Below are 17,414 nucleotides of genomic sequence, written 5' to 3' on the forward strand. Positions count from 1 at the left end.
ATTGAAATACTATTTTTTAGTATACCATATTCAAATTATATATGGTAAATAGTACAAAAAAGGAGGGCTGCCACCCTCCTCTTTTGTTTTGCGTGCATTAAAATGTTTGCAAAATACTTATTTCTTCATCTAATAGTATATTACACAATTTACCATTATTTGTAAATAATGCTATCTATGTATACAATGATTGATAAGAACATAATTTACATATATATGATCAATAGGGGATATATTACGATGACAAGCGAACAGGAATGGGAACAAGTATTACAAATTAAAACAACAGGTCGTGATGACAGTCGTTCCGATACAGAACATCATCCGTATGAGCCGACGGATTACTGCGTTCTTGAACGTCTTGCAAATAGCGGTTATATTACGAAACAAAATACCCTCATCGATTACGGTAGTGGCAAGGGGCGTGTTAATATTTTTATGTCTAATCAGACGCGGTGCCATTCCATTGGTATTGAATACGATGAACGTTTGTATGAACGAGCTGTCGTAAATGGTGAAAGCCCAGCTGCTAAGAATCGGGTATCCTTTGTTCTTGGTGATGCAGCTACTTATACATTGCCAGATATTGTAGATCGTTGCTTCCTCTTTAATCCCTTTGCACTTCATACGATTAAACGTGTACTTGGCAATATTTTTGATTCTATATATCATCATCCGAGAGAAATTCTATTATTTTTTTACTATGTTAATGAAGAAGTAGAAAACTTCCTGAATAACCATGTGCGCCTCGAAGCAGAAGAATCAATACAATGCGGTGATTTATTTCAAGAAAGTGACGACAAAGAACGAATATTGGTATATAGGGTAAATGTATTTTAGTGAATTAAATTATCTCTTTATTTTATCTATTCTTATAGAAAAGTACATATAGACATTATATAATCTAATTGTTACTACTCCATTCTGGTAACAGAAAGGAGGTGAAAACATTGCCGGAGATATTAATTTCCTTTTTTTTATCTATCATAGCAAGTATAGTTTCATATTATATTTGTAAGTGGCTGGATAGATAGTTTAGTTAGTAACCAGCACAATAAAAAATAGCAGGGCTGCCACCCTGCTATTTTTTCGTATGAAAACATTGCCTCATACTAATTTCCTTTGTTACTAATAGGATAGCATGATATAAAAGGATAGTCAAATTTTACGTACTTTCACTAAAACACGCAGAAAATCAGCGTATTTTCTGATATAATAATAAATTAGAGAGTATAAAAATTAATTTTTTTTATTCAGTATGGTATGTATTGATTCGTAATGATTAATACTAGTAGTTAGGACTGAATATATACCATATAGGAGGAACTTATGGAACGCGTATCAGTAAGTCTTATTGAAGAAATTCGCAGTGCCTTAATAGAACGATATAACCGTGATCAAGAGATTCAGCAAATGATTGAAGAAATCGGTGCTGAAGAAGGTCTTAACGAAAAAGAATTGTCTATTATTCATCAGGCTTATTTAGAAGTTAAGGAACGTATGCAATATACGGCAAATTTGATGGAATTGTGGAATCAAATTGAAGTTGTTCAAGAACGTATAAGTATGCTTAATTCTTATGAAAGTTTAGAACGTGATTTATTTGGTGATGTTCTTTCCTTTGATAAACCGATGGGTTATGGTACAACGAATCATGAACAGTTAGATTATGCAATGGAAAAAATTAAGTTACAAGATATAGATAAGGACTTTGAAGATTTTAATCTTACTGAAACATATCCTATTCATAAACAAACAGTATCTAGTAATACATTGAATGAAGATAATAAATTAGATACAGAGGATCATTTGGATGATGAAAATGATTCAAATGATGAACGTGTTTTGCATAAAGATGTTCATACATCTTTAGATCCTTTTGATATGGTAAATTCCTTATTGTATTCTAAACAATCTAGTGATAATAAGAATACAACAAAACAACAAAAAGAAATCGATAAACTTATCAAAAAACAACTGAAACGCGTAGAAGAAGAATGGGCGAAGCTTTCAGGAAAAAATACAAAAAAAGATAAGAAAAAGAAAGATAAAGATAAAGACAAAGATAGAGACGAAAAGAAGGATAAAAAAGATAAGAAGTCTAAAAAGGATGTTGAGCTTGTAAAAGAATTTAGTAAATCCAAGAAAGAAAAGAAAGATAAAGAATCCAAAAAGAATAAGAGGAATATGGATTCTAAAAAAAATAAGAAAAACAAGGATGCTAAGAAAGATCAAAAATCTAAGAAATTAGAAAAATCCTTAAAGAAAGAATCTAAAAAATCTGGAAAAAAGGATTAACCGTGGGTTTCATAGATACATATAGCCAGAAAACTACGGATAAAGGCTGTGGGAGATGTAAACGATGCGAGGGGCCAAGTTGTAAAAAGTATTAAATACATAAGGCTGTTAGTATGAAATGGGGAGCATATGAACATAGTAGTTATATCTGATAAATATAATGCTGAACGTAGGGAGAATGTTTGTAAAGAGTTTGGTAAATATAATCTAGAATTCAGCTTCTTTGATGCTATTATGGCTAATAAAATGTCAAAAGAAGAACTTGCGACAAAAGCATTAAAGAATACCTTTTTAACACCTAGTGAAATTGGTTGTGCTTTAAGTCATATTGGTGTATATAAGGAATTTCTTAAGTCAAATCAAAAAAGTATTATGATTTGTGAAGATGATATATTTATTACAGAGTATTTTAATAGAACTGTTATAGAAAAAATTAGAGAATTTGTCGAATCTAGTGATGAGCCACGTTTAGTAGTATTACAAAAAAGTATTTATCACCATAAATATGTAAAAAATATAGCTGAGAAGATGAATATTTACTCTGCTAGAAATTTATTTTGTACTCATGGATATGTAATTAATAGGGCAGCAGCTAATAATATTGCGTCTATTCAAAATCCTGTGCGTTTTGAAATTGATGCGTTTAAGTTCTATTATTGGTTAAATCTTTGTAAATTGTATTGTTTAGATAAAGATCTTATAGTACAACAGGATGAAGAAGTAATAGCATCTACCGTAGATTCTGGGACTAATTCAGATTCTAGTGGTGAGTCTCAACGTACAGCAAAGAAAAATGGTGCTTATAAAGAATTATATAGACAATTGTCTCTAAAAGGTAAAATTATAAGTCAGTATAGACGATTTGAAAAAGCATGTTACAAGATGTTTGAGGGGTTAGATTACTAAAACAATATGATAGATAGTGATATTAAACAAAATACCTTATATGTAGTTTGTACTGAATTTCAATTACTAACCGTTTTAAATTTATATAGAGATAATAATAGAGAGGCAGATATCCTATTTTTAACAAAGGACATTGTAAGATGGAGATTACTCGTTAGTCGTTTGTATGAGAGAGGAATATTCAAAAGCATATTTATATATGAAGAGAATACGTATACTAAAATTATGCTCAATAATAATGAATTAGTATTAGTTAGTGATATATCATTTACTATTAATTCATATAATAATATATTTGTTACAAATTTTGATTTTTTAAAACATAATAGTGAAATAATTAATAAAAAAGCTATTAAAATTAGTTTATTTGATGAAGGGACTATGTCCTATTTAAATTATTTTGTAATAGAATGTAATCGGATTACACCTTGTAAAGATATATATATTTATAATCCATCATTAGCTAACTATGCTAATGATGATTCTTATATAATTCATAGTATCAATAAAATATCTAATAAAGATACTAGATTAATAGAATTGTATAATTATGTATTTAATTATAAGCCTATTGTTAGTGAAAGTCATAAATTAGATATCTTTTTTTCCCAACCATTTTCAAAGGAGATATCTCGAAAAGCTAAAATTAGAAAATTTATTAGATTATTTCAATATAAATCTATTCATGAATATATTGAATCAGACATAGCTTATTATCAAGACTATCTAATAAAATTTTTGAAATCTAAATTGTCTACGTTTAAACGAAAGAAACATCCTAGAGAGTTTAATAGTAGTGATAATGATTTGAAGATGGATTATCCTTGGGAACTATTTTTATTAAATAATCCTTATGTAAGTATTTGCCAATATTCTTTATACTCTAGCGTTTTATGTAGTCAGTTAATATTAAAGGAATCTTATAATATTAGAAGTTTGTATTTATATCCTTATGTGGTAAAGCATTTACAAAATAAATACAATATAGAGAACAGTAAATTAATCAATGAATTATTTGAATTTTTTAATAAAATAGAAAAAATGGGACTTTTAGTTGCTGTTAACAATATAAATCAATTGGAGGGCATCATACATGATAGAGTTTAAAATTGGAAATATTAATGTAGGTGGAAATCATAAACCATTAATTATTCCGGAAATAGGGATTAACCATAATGGATCTTTAGAAGTGGCTAAAGAAATGGTATATTCTGCTTATAAGGCAGGAGCACATCTGGTAAAACATCAAACTCATGTTGTAGAAGATGAAATGAGTCATGCTGCACAATCTGTTATTCCTGGAAATGCAGATATTTCTATCTATGAAATTATGGAAAATGCAGCTTTAAATGAGGATGAAGAATATGAATTAATGAAATATACTGAGTCATTGGGTTTGGAATTTATCAGCACTCCTTTTTCTAGAGCAGCTGCGGATCGTTTAGAATCTTTTGGGGTGAAAGCTTATAAGATCGGTTCTGGTGAGATGAATAACTATCCTTTGTTAAAACATATTGCTAGCTTTGGTAAACCAATGATTGTATCGACAGGTATGAATGATATTGAAAGTATCAATATTGCTGTAGATATATTACGTGAATATAATATTCCTTTTGCGTTGTTGCATACTACAAATTTATATCCTACAAAGCCTGAATGGGTAAGATTAGGAGCTATGCAAGAGATGATGAATGCATATCCAGATATCCCTATAGGTCTTTCAGATCATACATTAAATAATAACTCCTGTATTGCTGCTATGGCATTAGGTGCTAAAATACTTGAACGTCATTTTACAGATACAAAAAATCGACGAGGTCCTGATATTATCTGTTCTATGGATGAATATGATTTACATAATTTATTACAAGCATCCAAGGAAGTTCCTTTGATGCTTGGTGGTACTAAAACGGCTATTAAAGAGGAACAAGTAACAATAGATTTTGCTTTTGCTACTGTAGTAAGCATTAAAGATATCCAAACTGGCGATATTCTTACAAGAGAAAATATTTGGGTAAAAAGACCAGGAATAGGCAAAATTTTAGCAAAAGAATTCGAGTCTTTATTAGGAAAAAAAGCTAAATGTTATATACCTGCTGATACACATTTAGATTATTCGATGTTTGAATAAATTCAATGTTAGGGGTGTTTCAGTTGAAAAAAATCATTTTTATTACAGGAACGCGTGCAGATTATGGAAAAATAAAACCTTTATTACAGAGTATCTCAAAAAATAAGATGTTTGAGGTATATATTTATACAACGGGAATGCATTTATTAGAAAGTCGAGGCAGTACATATAACGAAATAAAAAAAGATGGTTATGAGAGAGTTTATATTGCAAAGGAAAATATGCCAACAGGTAATTCTAGTATAGATATCGCAGTTACTATATCTAATTTAACAAAGTATATTTTAGATATTAATCCAGATGCTATCATTGTTCATGGAGATAGACCTGATGCATTAGCTGGTGCTATTGTAGGTGCTTTTAATAATATTCGGGTTATTCATATTGAAGGAGGCGAAATTTCTGGAACAATTGACGAGTCAATACGTCACTCTATTAGTAAATTAGCTCATTTTCACTTTGTAGCTAATGAAGAGGCTAAACAAAGGTTAATTTTGTTAGGTGAAAATCAAGAGTGTATTCGTGTTATTGGTTCTCCAGATATCGATATTATTAAAAGTGTTAATTTACCATCCCTTAAATCTATTAAGGATCATTATGGTATTGATTTTGAAAATTACGGGATTATGTTATTTCATCCTGTAACAACAGAAGTAGATTTTATACAGAAACAAATAGAGATTATTATAAAGGCTTGCCAAAATTCAAAAAAGAATTTTATAGTTATTTATCCTAATAATGATTTAGGAAGTCATTATATTATAGATGCTTACCATGAATTAGAATCAGATAACCATTTTAAGATTTTTCCTTCTATACGTTTTGAATCGTTTATAGTTTTATTAAAAAATGCGGAATTTTTAATAGGAAACTCTAGTGCTGGTGTGAGAGAAGCTCCATACTTTGGTATTGATACCATAGATATAGGTTCTAGGCAGCATGGTCGTTATAATATTGAAAAAGAAAAAACAATTACGCATGTAGAGTATGATATTAAAGAAATAGAACATGCTATTTTATCAATTCAAAAATATGAAAGTGTAGATACAATTTGGGGTGATGGTAATAGTGCAGAGTTATTTATGAAAGCTATTACTAATCCAGAGTTTTGGACTATGCCTTTACAAAAGAAATTGACTTATGATTTATAAAAAGGGTAATTATGTTTAATAATAAAAAAATACTGGCGATTATTCCCGCTAGAAAAGGTAGCAAGGGAATTATAAATAAAAATATTATAGACATTAATGGTAAACCTCTTATTGCATATACTATTGAAGCTGCTAAACAGTCAAAATATATTGATGATATTGTAGTGAGTACAGATGGTAAAAATATTGAGACCGTTAGTATTGCTTATGGTGCAGATGTACCTTTTCTACGTCCAGAAGCACTAGCTAACGATACAGCAAAAACTATTGATGCCATCGTTTATACCATTGAAAAATTAGTGAAGATGAATAGATATTATGATGTGATTATGTTATTGCAACCTACATCGCCATTACGACAAACTAATCATATAGATGAGGCCTTAGAGAAATTCTTTGATTTCGATATGAAGGGACTTATTAGTGTTAATAAAGTAGAGACTAAGCCTATTTTGATTAGGACTATTGAAAATGGTATATTACAACCTATTATTAGTCAAAATAGTACTGTTAGACGTCAGGATATGGCAACGTACTATAAGGTAAATGGTGCTATATATATTAATAGAGTTAGTGAAATACACAAAGGTTTGAGTTTTAATGATAATATAGTGCCCTATATTATGGAACCTGAAAGTAGTATTGATATAGATACTATGGATGATTTGTTATTAGTAAATAAGATTTTAAATGAATAATTATTATAATTAGGTTAAAGAGGATATGTAGTTATGAATCGATGGCAACGATTATTTGAAGGTATAAAAACAGAAATTATGGCTTTTTTATTTTTTTCTGTTTTATTAACTATCTTTAGAGTGGTATTTCTTTGGATATTTCAGTCACAGTTAGCTACGGTTCCTATAGAGGAAATACTAAAATCCCTATGGTTTGGTTTTAGATTAAGCCTTAAAACAGTTGGGATCATTTGTTTATTTGGATTTATATTAGGTACATTAGTACAAACTTTTGTACCTAAATGGCCGTCTTTACGTCTTAAACAAATTATATATTCCATTGCAACTATTTTACTGACATTTTTATTTTTGGGAAGAATCCCGTTTTATAAAATCTTTAACTCTTCTTATAATATGATGCTTATCAATGGTAAACATGATGATATTGGTGCTATTGTCAACACAGCTATTAATGAGTATAATGCTTTTTTTTATATTATTTGTGCTATTGTTATAAGTGTTATGTTAACGGGGTTTTTGTTAAAAGTACTATCTATTAGTACAAAAAAGTATAGTATTAATAATGCAATTAGTACTAAATGGTATCCAAAAAAAAAGCTTGCTCAGTGGCTAACAGGAATAAGTTTAGTGATTGTATTTAGTTTGATATTTGTAGTATTTCGTTTCGGTGGTGCTTTGAGTTACACAAATTCCATTAACTGGGAGAGTGCTGCACGACTTAATTCTAATCTATTAAATGAAACAATTTTGGACGATGCACAAGCATTATATCGTGTAAAATCCATTGCTAAACGGACTTCAGAATTAGAGGATATTCATTTAACATCTGCGGAGTTACATGAAAAAATACAATCCATTGGCGGTAATCCTAGTAGTACACAATTTGATGAATCTTTCACAAAAACGATAACAACAGAGCGATTACAACAACAACCGCAATCTATTAATATCATTCTCGGTGAATCCTATGGTTTATGGCCATTCCTTGCTGAATTTAATGAACCTGGTGCTTATCTTGTAGAGCAAGGTCGTAAGTACGCGGCTAGTCCACAGGCGATGGGTACACAAATGGCCTTGGCCCAAGGAACGGGTACTATGCCAGCCATTATTGGGTTATTGACGGGCATGCCGGATACGGGGATGTATCCAAACTATAGCGTAGGCATGTTACAAGAACCGTATGGCCTCGGTATTGGACCGGTTATGAAAAAACTAGGTTATAAGACCGTATTTTGGTATGGCGGTTTTAGTACTTGGCAAAATGTTAAGAACTTTGCCTTAGAACAAGGTTTTGATGAATTCCACGATGCATCTGAAATGCCGAGTAATGAAACAAATGCTTGGGGTGTAGCCGATGGAGATATGTTCAAGGCTATCAATGCATACATGGACAAACATCGTGGCGAAAAGATCATCAATGTCATCATGACTACGTCAAATCATCCTCCATATAGTGTGAATGTGGCGAAGGAAGGCTATGATGCGGATAAGGTTCGTAAGAACTTGCCAGATTCCATTGCCAATACGGATAAGCAAATTAACGAAATGGGTCACATATGGTATGCAGACCATGTGATGGGTGAATTTATTAGTAAAGAGGAACAATCTGATCCAACTTCATTATTTGTTATCACTGGTGATCACAGCGAACGCTTTACCTTTGCTCATGAGGAAGGTCCTAAGGTAGCATCCACGATTCCGATTATTTTCTACGGTCAAGGCATCAAAAAAGAATGGCTTTCACCAGACGCATTCGGCATGAGCATCCAAATCATTCCGACATTGGCTGAACTCGTAGGACGCACGGGGCAAACCTATGAGGCTATGGTGCCGAGTCTATTTAATCAAGGACCATTCGTATTCAATCATCGTTTGTGGATGGATAAGATCGGTATCTACGTCGAAGATGAAAAAATGCCGCAGGCCTATGCTAACGCTATGAAAACCATGCGGGAACTTACGGCATGGCGTTTGAAACATGGGGATGTTATACAATAATTGTAAATAATCTGTAGAATCAGTAATCGGGAGTTTTTCTATTTATGAATACATCTAGTTTTTCTTATGAACAATTCTTTCATGGTCGTTCAGTTATGTTTATTGTTCCTCACGAAGATGATGAAATCAATATGGCTGGGGCCACTATATATGGGGCGATACAAGAAGGGCTAGATGTGTATGTAGTTTTTCTTACAAATGGTGATTATGAATATACTTTTGATGTGCGACGTAATGAGACCTATCAAATGGCTAAAGAAATTGGACTACCTCAAGAGAATATTATTTTCTTAGGCTTTGGCGATTTTATTGGTCACGAAATTATTCAGAATAAATCGGCTATTATCACTAGTCGTGCTAATCATGATAAAACCTATGGTTTTGATTTTGCTAGTCTTGTTATGAATGAGGCTAAACCTTATTCTTGGTCTGGTATTATTCAGTCATTAATTGATGTTATATTACACTTTAAACCAGATACAATTATTGCCACGGATTACGATACTCATGTAGATCATAGATTATGTACCTTTACAGTGGCGTGTGCGATAGAGTGGATTATAAAATATACTGATTTTGGACCTCAATTTCTTAATGGTTTTGCTTATGCAACAGGATATGAAACTGTAGATGATTACTATGATAATAATCTGTTATCTACAGTAATTAATAAGCGGGCATTGCCATCGAATGAGTTTAGTACGGGAAATCCTACTCTATCTTGGGTATATCGCCTTCGAATTCCAGTACCTTATGATTGTCGAAATAGAGAATTAGTAACTAATCCTATTTTTAAGGCAATGGCGGCCCATATGAGCCAAGAAGGTTATAAAAGGGGGGCACGCCTTATAAATGGGGATCAAGTATTTTGGAGGAGAAGAACAGATAATTTAGCATTACATGCAGATATAACTGTATCTTCTGGCGAGGCTTCACAGCTAAATGATTTTTTGCGATTTAATATAGCAAATATGACATTAAATTCATATAATCCTGAGGATTATATGTGGATACCAACAATAGATGATAGGGAACGCAAGGCCCATATTGCATTTAATAAAATTACAGATATACAGGTTATACAATTATTTGGAAATGTACATAATACTTATAATTATTGCTCTATTCGTATAGAATTGAGTAATGGTAAGCAGATAGTATTAAAAGAAATTGCTTATATGGGGCAAGGTATATCTTATGTTTGTGATGAACCTGTGTCTGTAGAATGGATTGATATATATATAGATAAACAATGCCTAGGTTTATCTGAAATAGAGTTATATAGTAATAATAATGATATATATGATTATTGTCATATATTAGCAGATAATCAGTTTATGTATGATTGGGTTGTATATCCTGGTGAGAAAATTCCGATGATTACCCCTTATATTGAAAGTTTCAGAAAAGATATTATTACATATGGTGAATCAATACAAGAAAACTCTTATAGGTGGCTAATTAATGATAAATATATTGATATTTCTGCATTACAAAGTACAATTGAGCGAGAGTTAAGTACTAATCCTTTACAATTACGATTAGAGTCTAGTGATGGATTGGTATTTTGTGAGTCTACGATTCGTAAGGGTAGTTTTAAGGATTGGTGTTCTTTAAAATGGAATCAATTACAAGATAAATTGGCTTATATAAGGGTTAAATCGAAATATAAACAGGGGTATAAAGCGGCACAGGCACATAAACAAGGAGGTATATAATTATGGAGAATCAGAATAGACCATTAGTATCTATTGTTATTCCTGTGTATAAAGCAGAAGATTATATTGGTAAATGCATCGAAAGTTTACAACAACAAACATATAGTAACTTACAAATTATCTTAATTGAAGATGGGTCACCCGATTCCAGTGGGCGTATTTGTGATGACTATGCTACTAAAGATGATCGAATTACTGTTATACATCATAAACATAATATGGGTGTTAGTAAGACCCGTAATGATGGATTAGCTATTGTAAAAGGGGATTATATCGCCTTTGTAGATGGTGATGATTATGTAGCACCATCTATGATAGAAGATTGTTTAACAACAATTGATGAGAAACAAGTAGATGTGGTTGTTTTTGATATCGCTGTTGTAGAAAACGGTAAGACTAGTCCACGTCATATGGATGAACGTTATTTTATAGATATTAAAAGTGCATATATAGCCTTGATTGAGGATAAAATTCCGAATTATCTATGTAATAAATTTTTTAAGGCTAATACTTGGAAAGAAATTCGATTAAAAGAAAATACAGATTTTGAGGATTTAATGATTATGCCATTAGTTTTTAAAAATCTTTCATCTGTATACTATTTACAAAAAACACTCTATTTTTATAATTGTGATAATGAAAATTCCATCACGAGTAATTGGAGTGCAAAGAGTAAATATGGTTTGTTCTGTTCCTATTTATACCGTCAACCGCTAGCGGAAGAATTAGGTATGACAGACTTTGTGCGATACTGTCGTCATAGAGCAATTCGCAGTGCTGTTGGGGGAATTGGTTTTAACTTAGCGAAACCAGAACTACAAGAAAAACAGGTAGAGTATATGTTAGAGTACTTAAAACAAGAGGAACAGTCTTCTGATATGCCTGCAATCGGTGCTAAATATCAAGTATTACTATATGGTGCACTCCATGCACCGTTCATTTCAAAACTGTATGGGCATATGATGTTTGGATTAGAACGAATCAAGAAATCTTTATAATTGAATAAGTAATTAATTTTATATACAGATTGAAATTATATGAATATCGAGGCAATTTATGTCAACAATTACAGCTATTATATTAGCTCGCAACGAAGAACAGCATATAGCAGACTGCATAAAAAGCATTCAATGTGCAGATGAAATACTCGTCATAGATGATGGTAGTACGGATAGAACCGTTGAAATAGCAGAGAATTTAGAGGCTAAGGTTATACATCATGCATTAAATGGTGATTGGTCTCAACAACGACGATTTGGCATTAGTCAGGCATCATGTGACTGGATATTATTCATTGATTCGGATGAGCGAGTTTCACCTGAATTGGCAAAATCTATAAAAAAGGCTATTCAGGGTGAACTAAAATCATATTGGTTAAGGCGATATAATTTATTTCATCATAATCAGGCTACACATGGCGTTGTGAGACCCGATAAGGTGCTTAGGTTAATGCCTCGTGAAGGAGCTACTGTAGAAGGGGCTGTTCATGAAGCCTTTATCAGTCCATATCCAAATGGTATATTAGAAGGAAAATTGTATCATTATACTTATGATAATTGGCATCAATTCTTTGAGAAGTTTAATAAATATACAACTGCTGCAGCTAATAAATATAGAAAACAGAATAAGCAGTGTAGCTTTTTAGGAGATATTATATTTCGTCCTATGTGGGCTTTTTTTAAGATATATATTTTACAGGGTGGTATATTAGATGGAAAAATAGGATTTTTACTCTCTGTATATCACATGATGTATACAATGACAAAATATGTAAAACTTTACTACTTAAATAAATCAAATGGGAGACTGTGATTTACTTTATATAAGAAGAATTAAGGGGATATATAAGTATCTATAGTGAGAGAAAGCCGTAATATATAATGAGTGAACAATTTTTTCTATCCCTACAACAAAATATAAAATTAATGATATGGGCTCCTATTTTAAGTACCATATTCCGTATAATATTTATGCGTAGCTATAATCCGTATACTACTTGGCAAGGACGTTGGAAATCCGTTTTAGGTGCATTGCGTTATGGATTTTGGTGGGGGATGGACTTTGATGCGTATGTATTTTTAGTACCTTTAGTACTCGTTACGATTCCAGCATTATGGTTTGATACATATCATCAATATGAAGATATGGTGCGTCTCATTGGATTAACGATTTACTCTTGTGTAGTATATGCTGCCTTTGCAGGTAAGATGATATTTTACAAGCATTTTCACGATACGTATAATTATATGGTCCATTATGGTAAGCATGCAGAGAAACATAATCTTATTGATGTATTTTTTAATCAAGATCGAGGATTATTGGTCTTAGTAGGATTTATTCCAGTGGCTATTATTTCCTGGTTTGTAGGTCATGCATTGTTATCGTTGCCATCTATTCCTTACCCTGTTATAGATAGTACATGGATGACAGTAGTATGGAATATATTGTTAGTAGTTGTATCAGTTATTGGTTTTTATTGGTTTCGCTATGGTGGTACTTTATCTCATGATGATAAACCTGAATGGGATACGGTTCCTACCGTAGTAAAAGAAGACATTTTCTTTGCTCGTGCGACAGTGCCTGATTTATGCGCATTGGAAACGGTTTATAAACATCCTTTGCGCTCAGAATATACTGCATCTGAGGAAGATATTAATCACGCTGTTAGTCGTGTTGTACCTAGTGAATATAAAGATATTTGGCATAAACTTGATAATCCTTTATATGCATTTAAAAGAATTGCTAAAGGTCCTAAGATTGCTAGACCTAAACATATTTTCTTTATTGTTGGTGAAAGTATTCCTCAGTGGTCGTTAGATGAGACACATAAGCTACTTAATATATGTCCTGGTCTATGGAATTTTAAAAATCAACAGCATACGGTGCAGATTCCTAATTTTTTACCAGCTGGCAATGTATCGAGACCATCGATTGTTAGCCTTATGAGTGGTATCTATGATGCGGGCTTAGAAATCAATGAACGAGAAAGTTTTTGGAAGGGTGCATTTCCTACGTCATTTGCACATCAAATGAAGCAACTAGGATATCAAACTATATATTGGTATGGTGGTAATGCATCGTATGGCAATTTTAATCACTTTGGGAAAGCACAAGGTTTCGACCGTGTGGAAAGTGCGTCTATCTTCTGTGGACCTAATGCACCTAAAACATGGGTTGGTGTTTATGATCATGTATTTTTAGAAAATATTGCGCAACAAATCAAAGAAATTGATGAGCCTACATTCCATTTTATCTATACAACCTCTAATCATGGTCCGTATAAGATGGAGAATGACTTACTTGATTATGACCCACAAAAGGTCATGCCAGACGTAGGTGAGGATTTACGTTCTAATAAAACGCGTAATAAGGAACTAGCAACCTATCGTTATAGCGATAAGGCAATCTTTACATTTGTTGAATCTATGCAACAATTGTATCCAGATAGCTTATTTATTGTTACAGGAGATCATTCGAATCTATTTGGCTCTTTAAATAATACGTCGCTTATTCATCGCGATTATACATTGCGTGATACATTCTGTACGGTTAGTTTATTACAACATCCTGAGCTAGATGATCATATGATTACTACTCAAAAAGGTACCCATATGAGTTTCATGCCAACGATTATCGAAGCAATTGCACCTAAAGGGTTTGAGTATTATTCTATTACTCCATCATTGTTTGAGGAACAGCCTGAAACCTTAGTAACTCCTTATCAATGGATAACTGATACTATGATGGGTGATGTCCGTATGGATTATGGTGAAAGCAATAAGCCTTCAGTTGAGCCTGTGGAACAAGTTCGACCTATCGATAATCATGCTGATGAAGCACGTGATTGGACTTTATTAACAACATGGCTTATCAATCATAAAGACAATCTATTTAAGTCTTAGTATTGTTGGATATTAAGTAAGGATAATTATAATTCTATAGTATTTATGAATTAATGACGTACTGTATTTTATATTATATATATGATGGGAGTAACCTATGTCGATATTAAATGTTGTGGGGGCCAAGATTTGGGGTGGCGGTGAACAATACGTATATGATATATGTCAACAATTTAAACAGCAGAATAGGAAAGCCTATGTCTTAGTAGATAAATCAAATGAGGATATGCAGTCTCGTTATAAACAAGTTGCGTATGTTATGACCGCTAATTTATATAGATTAAAAGGTTTTTTAACTATAAATGCGGTGGCAAAACAGGTGAAGTCTAAAGAAATTAATACAATCGTATGTCATTCTGGTAAATATATTTCATTTTGTATTGCCCTTAAGCAATTAACAGGTGCTAAACTTGTGTTTATAAAGCATAATTTAGTACCAGGTAAAACAGATATATATCATAGATGGATTAATGCACAAGTAGATGCTTTTGTATGCGTGTCTAAACTTGTATATGATGATTTAATGACTTTTGCTATTAAGGATAGAAGCAAATATCATATCGTTTATAATGGTATTGATCCTAAGCGATTCCCTGCATTTGCCGATAGTCTACCAATGAAATCAAAGGTGACTACCTTTGGATATAGTGCACGTATTACTGAAAGAAAAGGACTTTATTTAATTTTAACTGCTCTTGAAAGAATGTATAAAAAAAATCTAAATGTGCGATTAATCGTATCAGGTGCTGGAACAGAGAATCAAATTAAAAAGCTTAAAAATTACTTGGATGTTCATCAAATGCATTCCTATGTTGATTTTATAGGCTTTACTCGAGATATTGAGGGCTTATATAAGTCTATTGATTGTCTATTATTACCAACAGTAACTCGTGAAGCTTTTGGTTTAGTTATTTGTGAAGCTATGTATTGTGGTGTACCTGTTATTACTAGTGGTACAGGGGCACAACGAGAAATAATAGATGATGGAACGTCTGGCTTTATTGTAGATCCTTTAAACGAAACAACATTACAACAATCTATGGAACATGTTATGAGTAATTCTGTTGATTTACCTAATATTATTACTAATGCACGTCATGTTGTGGAAGAACGCTTTATCGTAAATCGTGTAGCTGATCAATTAATTAAGATTATAGATGATTTACATACTCCTAATTATTGATTGTTTGTAGGGTATTATTGATAGATAGGAATATAAAATGGGATATTTACAAACACAATGGCGACGAGGTCGCGAAATTTATGGTGTCCATAGTTGGAGGGAAACACGTCGTACATTTCTTCATACAATACGATCCATTCGCAATAAAAAACAGATAGAAGCTTTGGAATCATATTTTGAAAACTATACGCCAGATCCGACCTTGTTAAATCGACAAGTGGGTTTATTTGAGTTGATGACACGCTATTTTCTATTTAAAGGTTCTACACCAGTAGAACGATTAGAGGCGATTATTAATCATTTTGATTTTTTAAAAGCTACATTTACGGATACTTTTATCAAAGAAATGTACTCTATAGATGAAGATAATATTTATGATGATGTAAGTCGTATCAAGCGTGGAATTGTACTTTGGCAATCTGAAGAACTAAAGATGAAAGCCCAAGTATATTATGGCGCAGGACAACGTAAAGAAGGTTTATTAACATTATTATTGACTTTAGAATCTAAAGGTGTTTACCATGCTAATTTCCGATTTGGTAAAGATATTAAAGGGGAAAAAGCCATGTGGATTGGAACCATTCAGGGGTATAAGGATGGGTTAGCTAATGCTAAAATAGCTACCAAAAAGATGTTTGGCTATCGTCCAAAAAACTTTATTATGTATTTGCTTAGATTAATCGCTCAACAATGTGGAGTAAAAATAATCTATGCAGTATCTGATGAAGGTTTTTATGCAAATACACATTTAGTACGTGGTCATCGTGCGAAAGTAGCTGAGCTAGATTCCTTGTGGCAAGAAAGCGGTGGGGAGCTTTCACAAGATCCTAGATTTTACATCATTCCATTAGAGGAATATCGTAAACCGATTGAAGAAATTAAATCACAAAAGCGTAGCCAATATCGAAAACGTTATGATTTATTAGATCAATATCAATTGGAAGTACAAGAAAATTTAAAGCCACATTTAAAGTAGGGAAAATAATGAAAATTGCATTTTGCTTTTTTGGGCATTTAAGAACCTTTAAACGTTGTGCTTCACATATTAAAAGAAATCTTTTGAAACATTATGATTGTGATTTGTTTATGCATACCTGGTCTGAGTATAATCATAAGACAAAAACCTGGCATAATAATAAATATATTAAGGACATAGTAACTAAAGGGAAAAATTTAAGTGTATATAAAGATATAATTATTGAAAAACAAATAGTTGAAGATATGGGGAATATAACTATTACTTCAGATAATAAAATTATCTCTTTATTTGGTATTAAATCTATGTATCATAATATGCAAACTAGCTATAATCTTTGTGAATAATATGCTAAAAATAATAATATAGAATACGATTTTATACTTATGATACGCCCTGATATCGTTTTATCTGATAGTTTTAATATAGAAAAATATAGTTTTATATTAAGTG

At 31.9% G+C, this 17,414-nt stretch carries 15 protein-coding genes; all 15 read left to right on the forward strand.

The window, feature by feature from the left end; translation table 11 throughout:
* Positions 1-240 precede the first annotated feature (240 nt).
* The 15 genes from Q0E20_RS02885 to Q0E20_RS02955 all read left to right on the forward strand — a co-directional run bounded on the left by Q0E20_RS02885 (position 241) and on the right by Q0E20_RS02955 (position 17,308).
* Positions 241-840, forward strand: a complete 600-nt coding sequence (locus tag Q0E20_RS02885) for a class I SAM-dependent methyltransferase (RefSeq protein ID WP_295996021.1) — start codon at positions 241-243, stop codon at positions 838-840.
* A gap of 489 nt (positions 841-1,329) precedes the next feature.
* Positions 1,330-2,298, forward strand: a complete 969-nt coding sequence (locus Q0E20_RS02890; protein ID WP_295996025.1) for a hypothetical protein — start codon at positions 1,330-1,332, stop codon at positions 2,296-2,298.
* Positions 2,299-2,427: 129 nt separating this feature from the next.
* Positions 2,428-3,204, forward strand: coding sequence for a glycosyltransferase family 25 protein (locus tag Q0E20_RS02895; RefSeq protein WP_295996032.1), 777 nt, complete (start codon positions 2,428-2,430; stop codon positions 3,202-3,204).
* Positions 3,205-3,210: 6 nt separating this feature from the next.
* Positions 3,211-4,311 carry a hypothetical protein gene (locus Q0E20_RS02900; RefSeq protein WP_295996034.1) on the forward strand — a complete coding sequence of 367 codons (1,101 nt, stop codon included), beginning with the start codon at positions 3,211-3,213 and terminating at the stop codon, positions 4,309-4,311.
* The gene (locus Q0E20_RS02905) at positions 4,298-5,335 is read left to right on the forward strand and encodes an N-acetylneuraminate synthase family protein (RefSeq protein ID WP_295996038.1); all 1,038 of its coding nucleotides are present in this window, start codon (positions 4,298-4,300) and stop codon (positions 5,333-5,335) included. The genes Q0E20_RS02900 and Q0E20_RS02905 overlap by 14 nt, the downstream gene beginning before the upstream one ends.
* 14 nt (positions 5,336-5,349) lie before the next feature.
* A complete protein-coding gene (gene neuC, locus Q0E20_RS02910) occupies positions 5,350-6,486 on the forward strand; it encodes a UDP-N-acetylglucosamine 2-epimerase (protein WP_295996132.1) in 1,137 nt (378 codons plus the stop codon).
* A gap of 11 nt (positions 6,487-6,497) precedes the next feature.
* Entirely contained in the window at positions 6,498-7,184 is a 687-nt protein-coding gene (locus Q0E20_RS02915; protein ID WP_295996041.1) for a cytidylyltransferase domain-containing protein, read from the forward strand.
* Between the two features lie 33 nt (positions 7,185-7,217).
* Positions 7,218-9,182 (forward strand): LTA synthase family protein, encoded by a 1,965-nt coding sequence (locus Q0E20_RS02920; protein ID WP_295996045.1) that lies wholly within the window; start codon positions 7,218-7,220, stop codon positions 9,180-9,182.
* Between the two features lie 44 nt (positions 9,183-9,226).
* Positions 9,227-10,900 carry a PIG-L family deacetylase gene (locus Q0E20_RS02925; RefSeq protein WP_295996048.1) on the forward strand — a complete coding sequence of 558 codons (1,674 nt, stop codon included), beginning with the start codon at positions 9,227-9,229 and terminating at the stop codon, positions 10,898-10,900.
* Between the two features lie 2 nt (positions 10,901-10,902).
* Positions 10,903-11,898: a glycosyltransferase family 2 protein gene (locus Q0E20_RS02930; protein ID WP_295996051.1), complete on the forward strand. Its 996-nt coding sequence runs from the start codon at positions 10,903-10,905 to the stop codon at positions 11,896-11,898.
* 58 nt (positions 11,899-11,956) lie between these two features.
* Positions 11,957-12,712 carry a glycosyltransferase family 2 protein gene (locus Q0E20_RS02935; protein ID WP_295996053.1) on the forward strand — a complete coding sequence of 252 codons (756 nt, stop codon included), beginning with the start codon at positions 11,957-11,959 and terminating at the stop codon, positions 12,710-12,712.
* A gap of 68 nt (positions 12,713-12,780) precedes the next feature.
* The gene (locus tag Q0E20_RS02940) at positions 12,781-14,802 is read left to right on the forward strand and encodes an LTA synthase family protein (RefSeq protein WP_366509626.1); all 2,022 of its coding nucleotides are present in this window, start codon (positions 12,781-12,783) and stop codon (positions 14,800-14,802) included.
* Between the two features lie 97 nt (positions 14,803-14,899).
* Positions 14,900-15,985, forward strand: coding sequence for a glycosyltransferase family 4 protein (locus tag Q0E20_RS02945; protein WP_295996057.1), 1,086 nt, complete (start codon positions 14,900-14,902; stop codon positions 15,983-15,985).
* A gap of 37 nt (positions 15,986-16,022) precedes the next feature.
* Entirely contained in the window at positions 16,023-16,961 is a 939-nt protein-coding gene (locus Q0E20_RS02950; RefSeq protein WP_295996060.1) for a DUF535 family protein, read from the forward strand.
* An 8-nt stretch (positions 16,962-16,969) separates the two neighbouring features.
* Complete coding sequence (locus tag Q0E20_RS02955; RefSeq protein WP_295996063.1) at positions 16,970-17,308, forward strand: hypothetical protein; 339 nt, start codon at positions 16,970-16,972, stop codon at positions 17,306-17,308.
* The last annotated feature ends 106 nt before the right edge of the window (positions 17,309-17,414 follow it).

It is taken from the genome of uncultured Veillonella sp. (assembly GCF_934230905.1).
Lineage (GTDB): Bacteria > Bacillota > Negativicutes > Veillonellales > Veillonellaceae > Veillonella.

What these genes read in the sequence shown, in the direction of transcription:
- Q0E20_RS02895 (WP_295996032.1), top strand. Translation starts at nt 2,428, where the DNA reads ATGAACATAGTAGTTATATCTGATAAATATAATGCTGAACGTAGGGAG.
- Q0E20_RS02905 (WP_295996038.1), top strand. Translation starts at nt 4,298, where the DNA reads ATGATAGAGTTTAAAATTGGAAATATTAATGTAGGTGGAAATCATAAA.
- Q0E20_RS02885 (WP_295996021.1), top strand. Translation starts at nt 241, where the DNA reads ATGACAAGCGAACAGGAATGGGAACAAGTATTACAAATTAAAACAACA.
- Q0E20_RS02920 (WP_295996045.1), top strand. Translation starts at nt 7,218, where the DNA reads ATGAATCGATGGCAACGATTATTTGAAGGTATAAAAACAGAAATTATG.
- Q0E20_RS02900 (WP_295996034.1), top strand. Translation starts at nt 3,211, where the DNA reads ATGATAGATAGTGATATTAAACAAAATACCTTATATGTAGTTTGTACT.
- Q0E20_RS02955 (WP_295996063.1), top strand. Translation starts at nt 16,970, where the DNA reads ATGAAAATTGCATTTTGCTTTTTTGGGCATTTAAGAACCTTTAAACGT.
- Q0E20_RS02890 (WP_295996025.1), top strand. Translation starts at nt 1,330, where the DNA reads ATGGAACGCGTATCAGTAAGTCTTATTGAAGAAATTCGCAGTGCCTTA.
- Q0E20_RS02945 (WP_295996057.1), top strand. Translation starts at nt 14,900, where the DNA reads ATGTCGATATTAAATGTTGTGGGGGCCAAGATTTGGGGTGGCGGTGAA.
- Q0E20_RS02950 (WP_295996060.1), top strand. Translation starts at nt 16,023, where the DNA reads ATGGGATATTTACAAACACAATGGCGACGAGGTCGCGAAATTTATGGT.
- Q0E20_RS02915 (WP_295996041.1), top strand. Translation starts at nt 6,498, where the DNA reads ATGTTTAATAATAAAAAAATACTGGCGATTATTCCCGCTAGAAAAGGT.
- Q0E20_RS02940 (WP_366509626.1), top strand. Translation starts at nt 12,781, where the DNA reads ATGAGTGAACAATTTTTTCTATCCCTACAACAAAATATAAAATTAATG.
- Q0E20_RS02930 (WP_295996051.1), top strand. Translation starts at nt 10,903, where the DNA reads ATGGAGAATCAGAATAGACCATTAGTATCTATTGTTATTCCTGTGTAT.
- Q0E20_RS02925 (WP_295996048.1), top strand. Translation starts at nt 9,227, where the DNA reads ATGAATACATCTAGTTTTTCTTATGAACAATTCTTTCATGGTCGTTCA.
- Q0E20_RS02935 (WP_295996053.1), top strand. Translation starts at nt 11,957, where the DNA reads ATGTCAACAATTACAGCTATTATATTAGCTCGCAACGAAGAACAGCAT.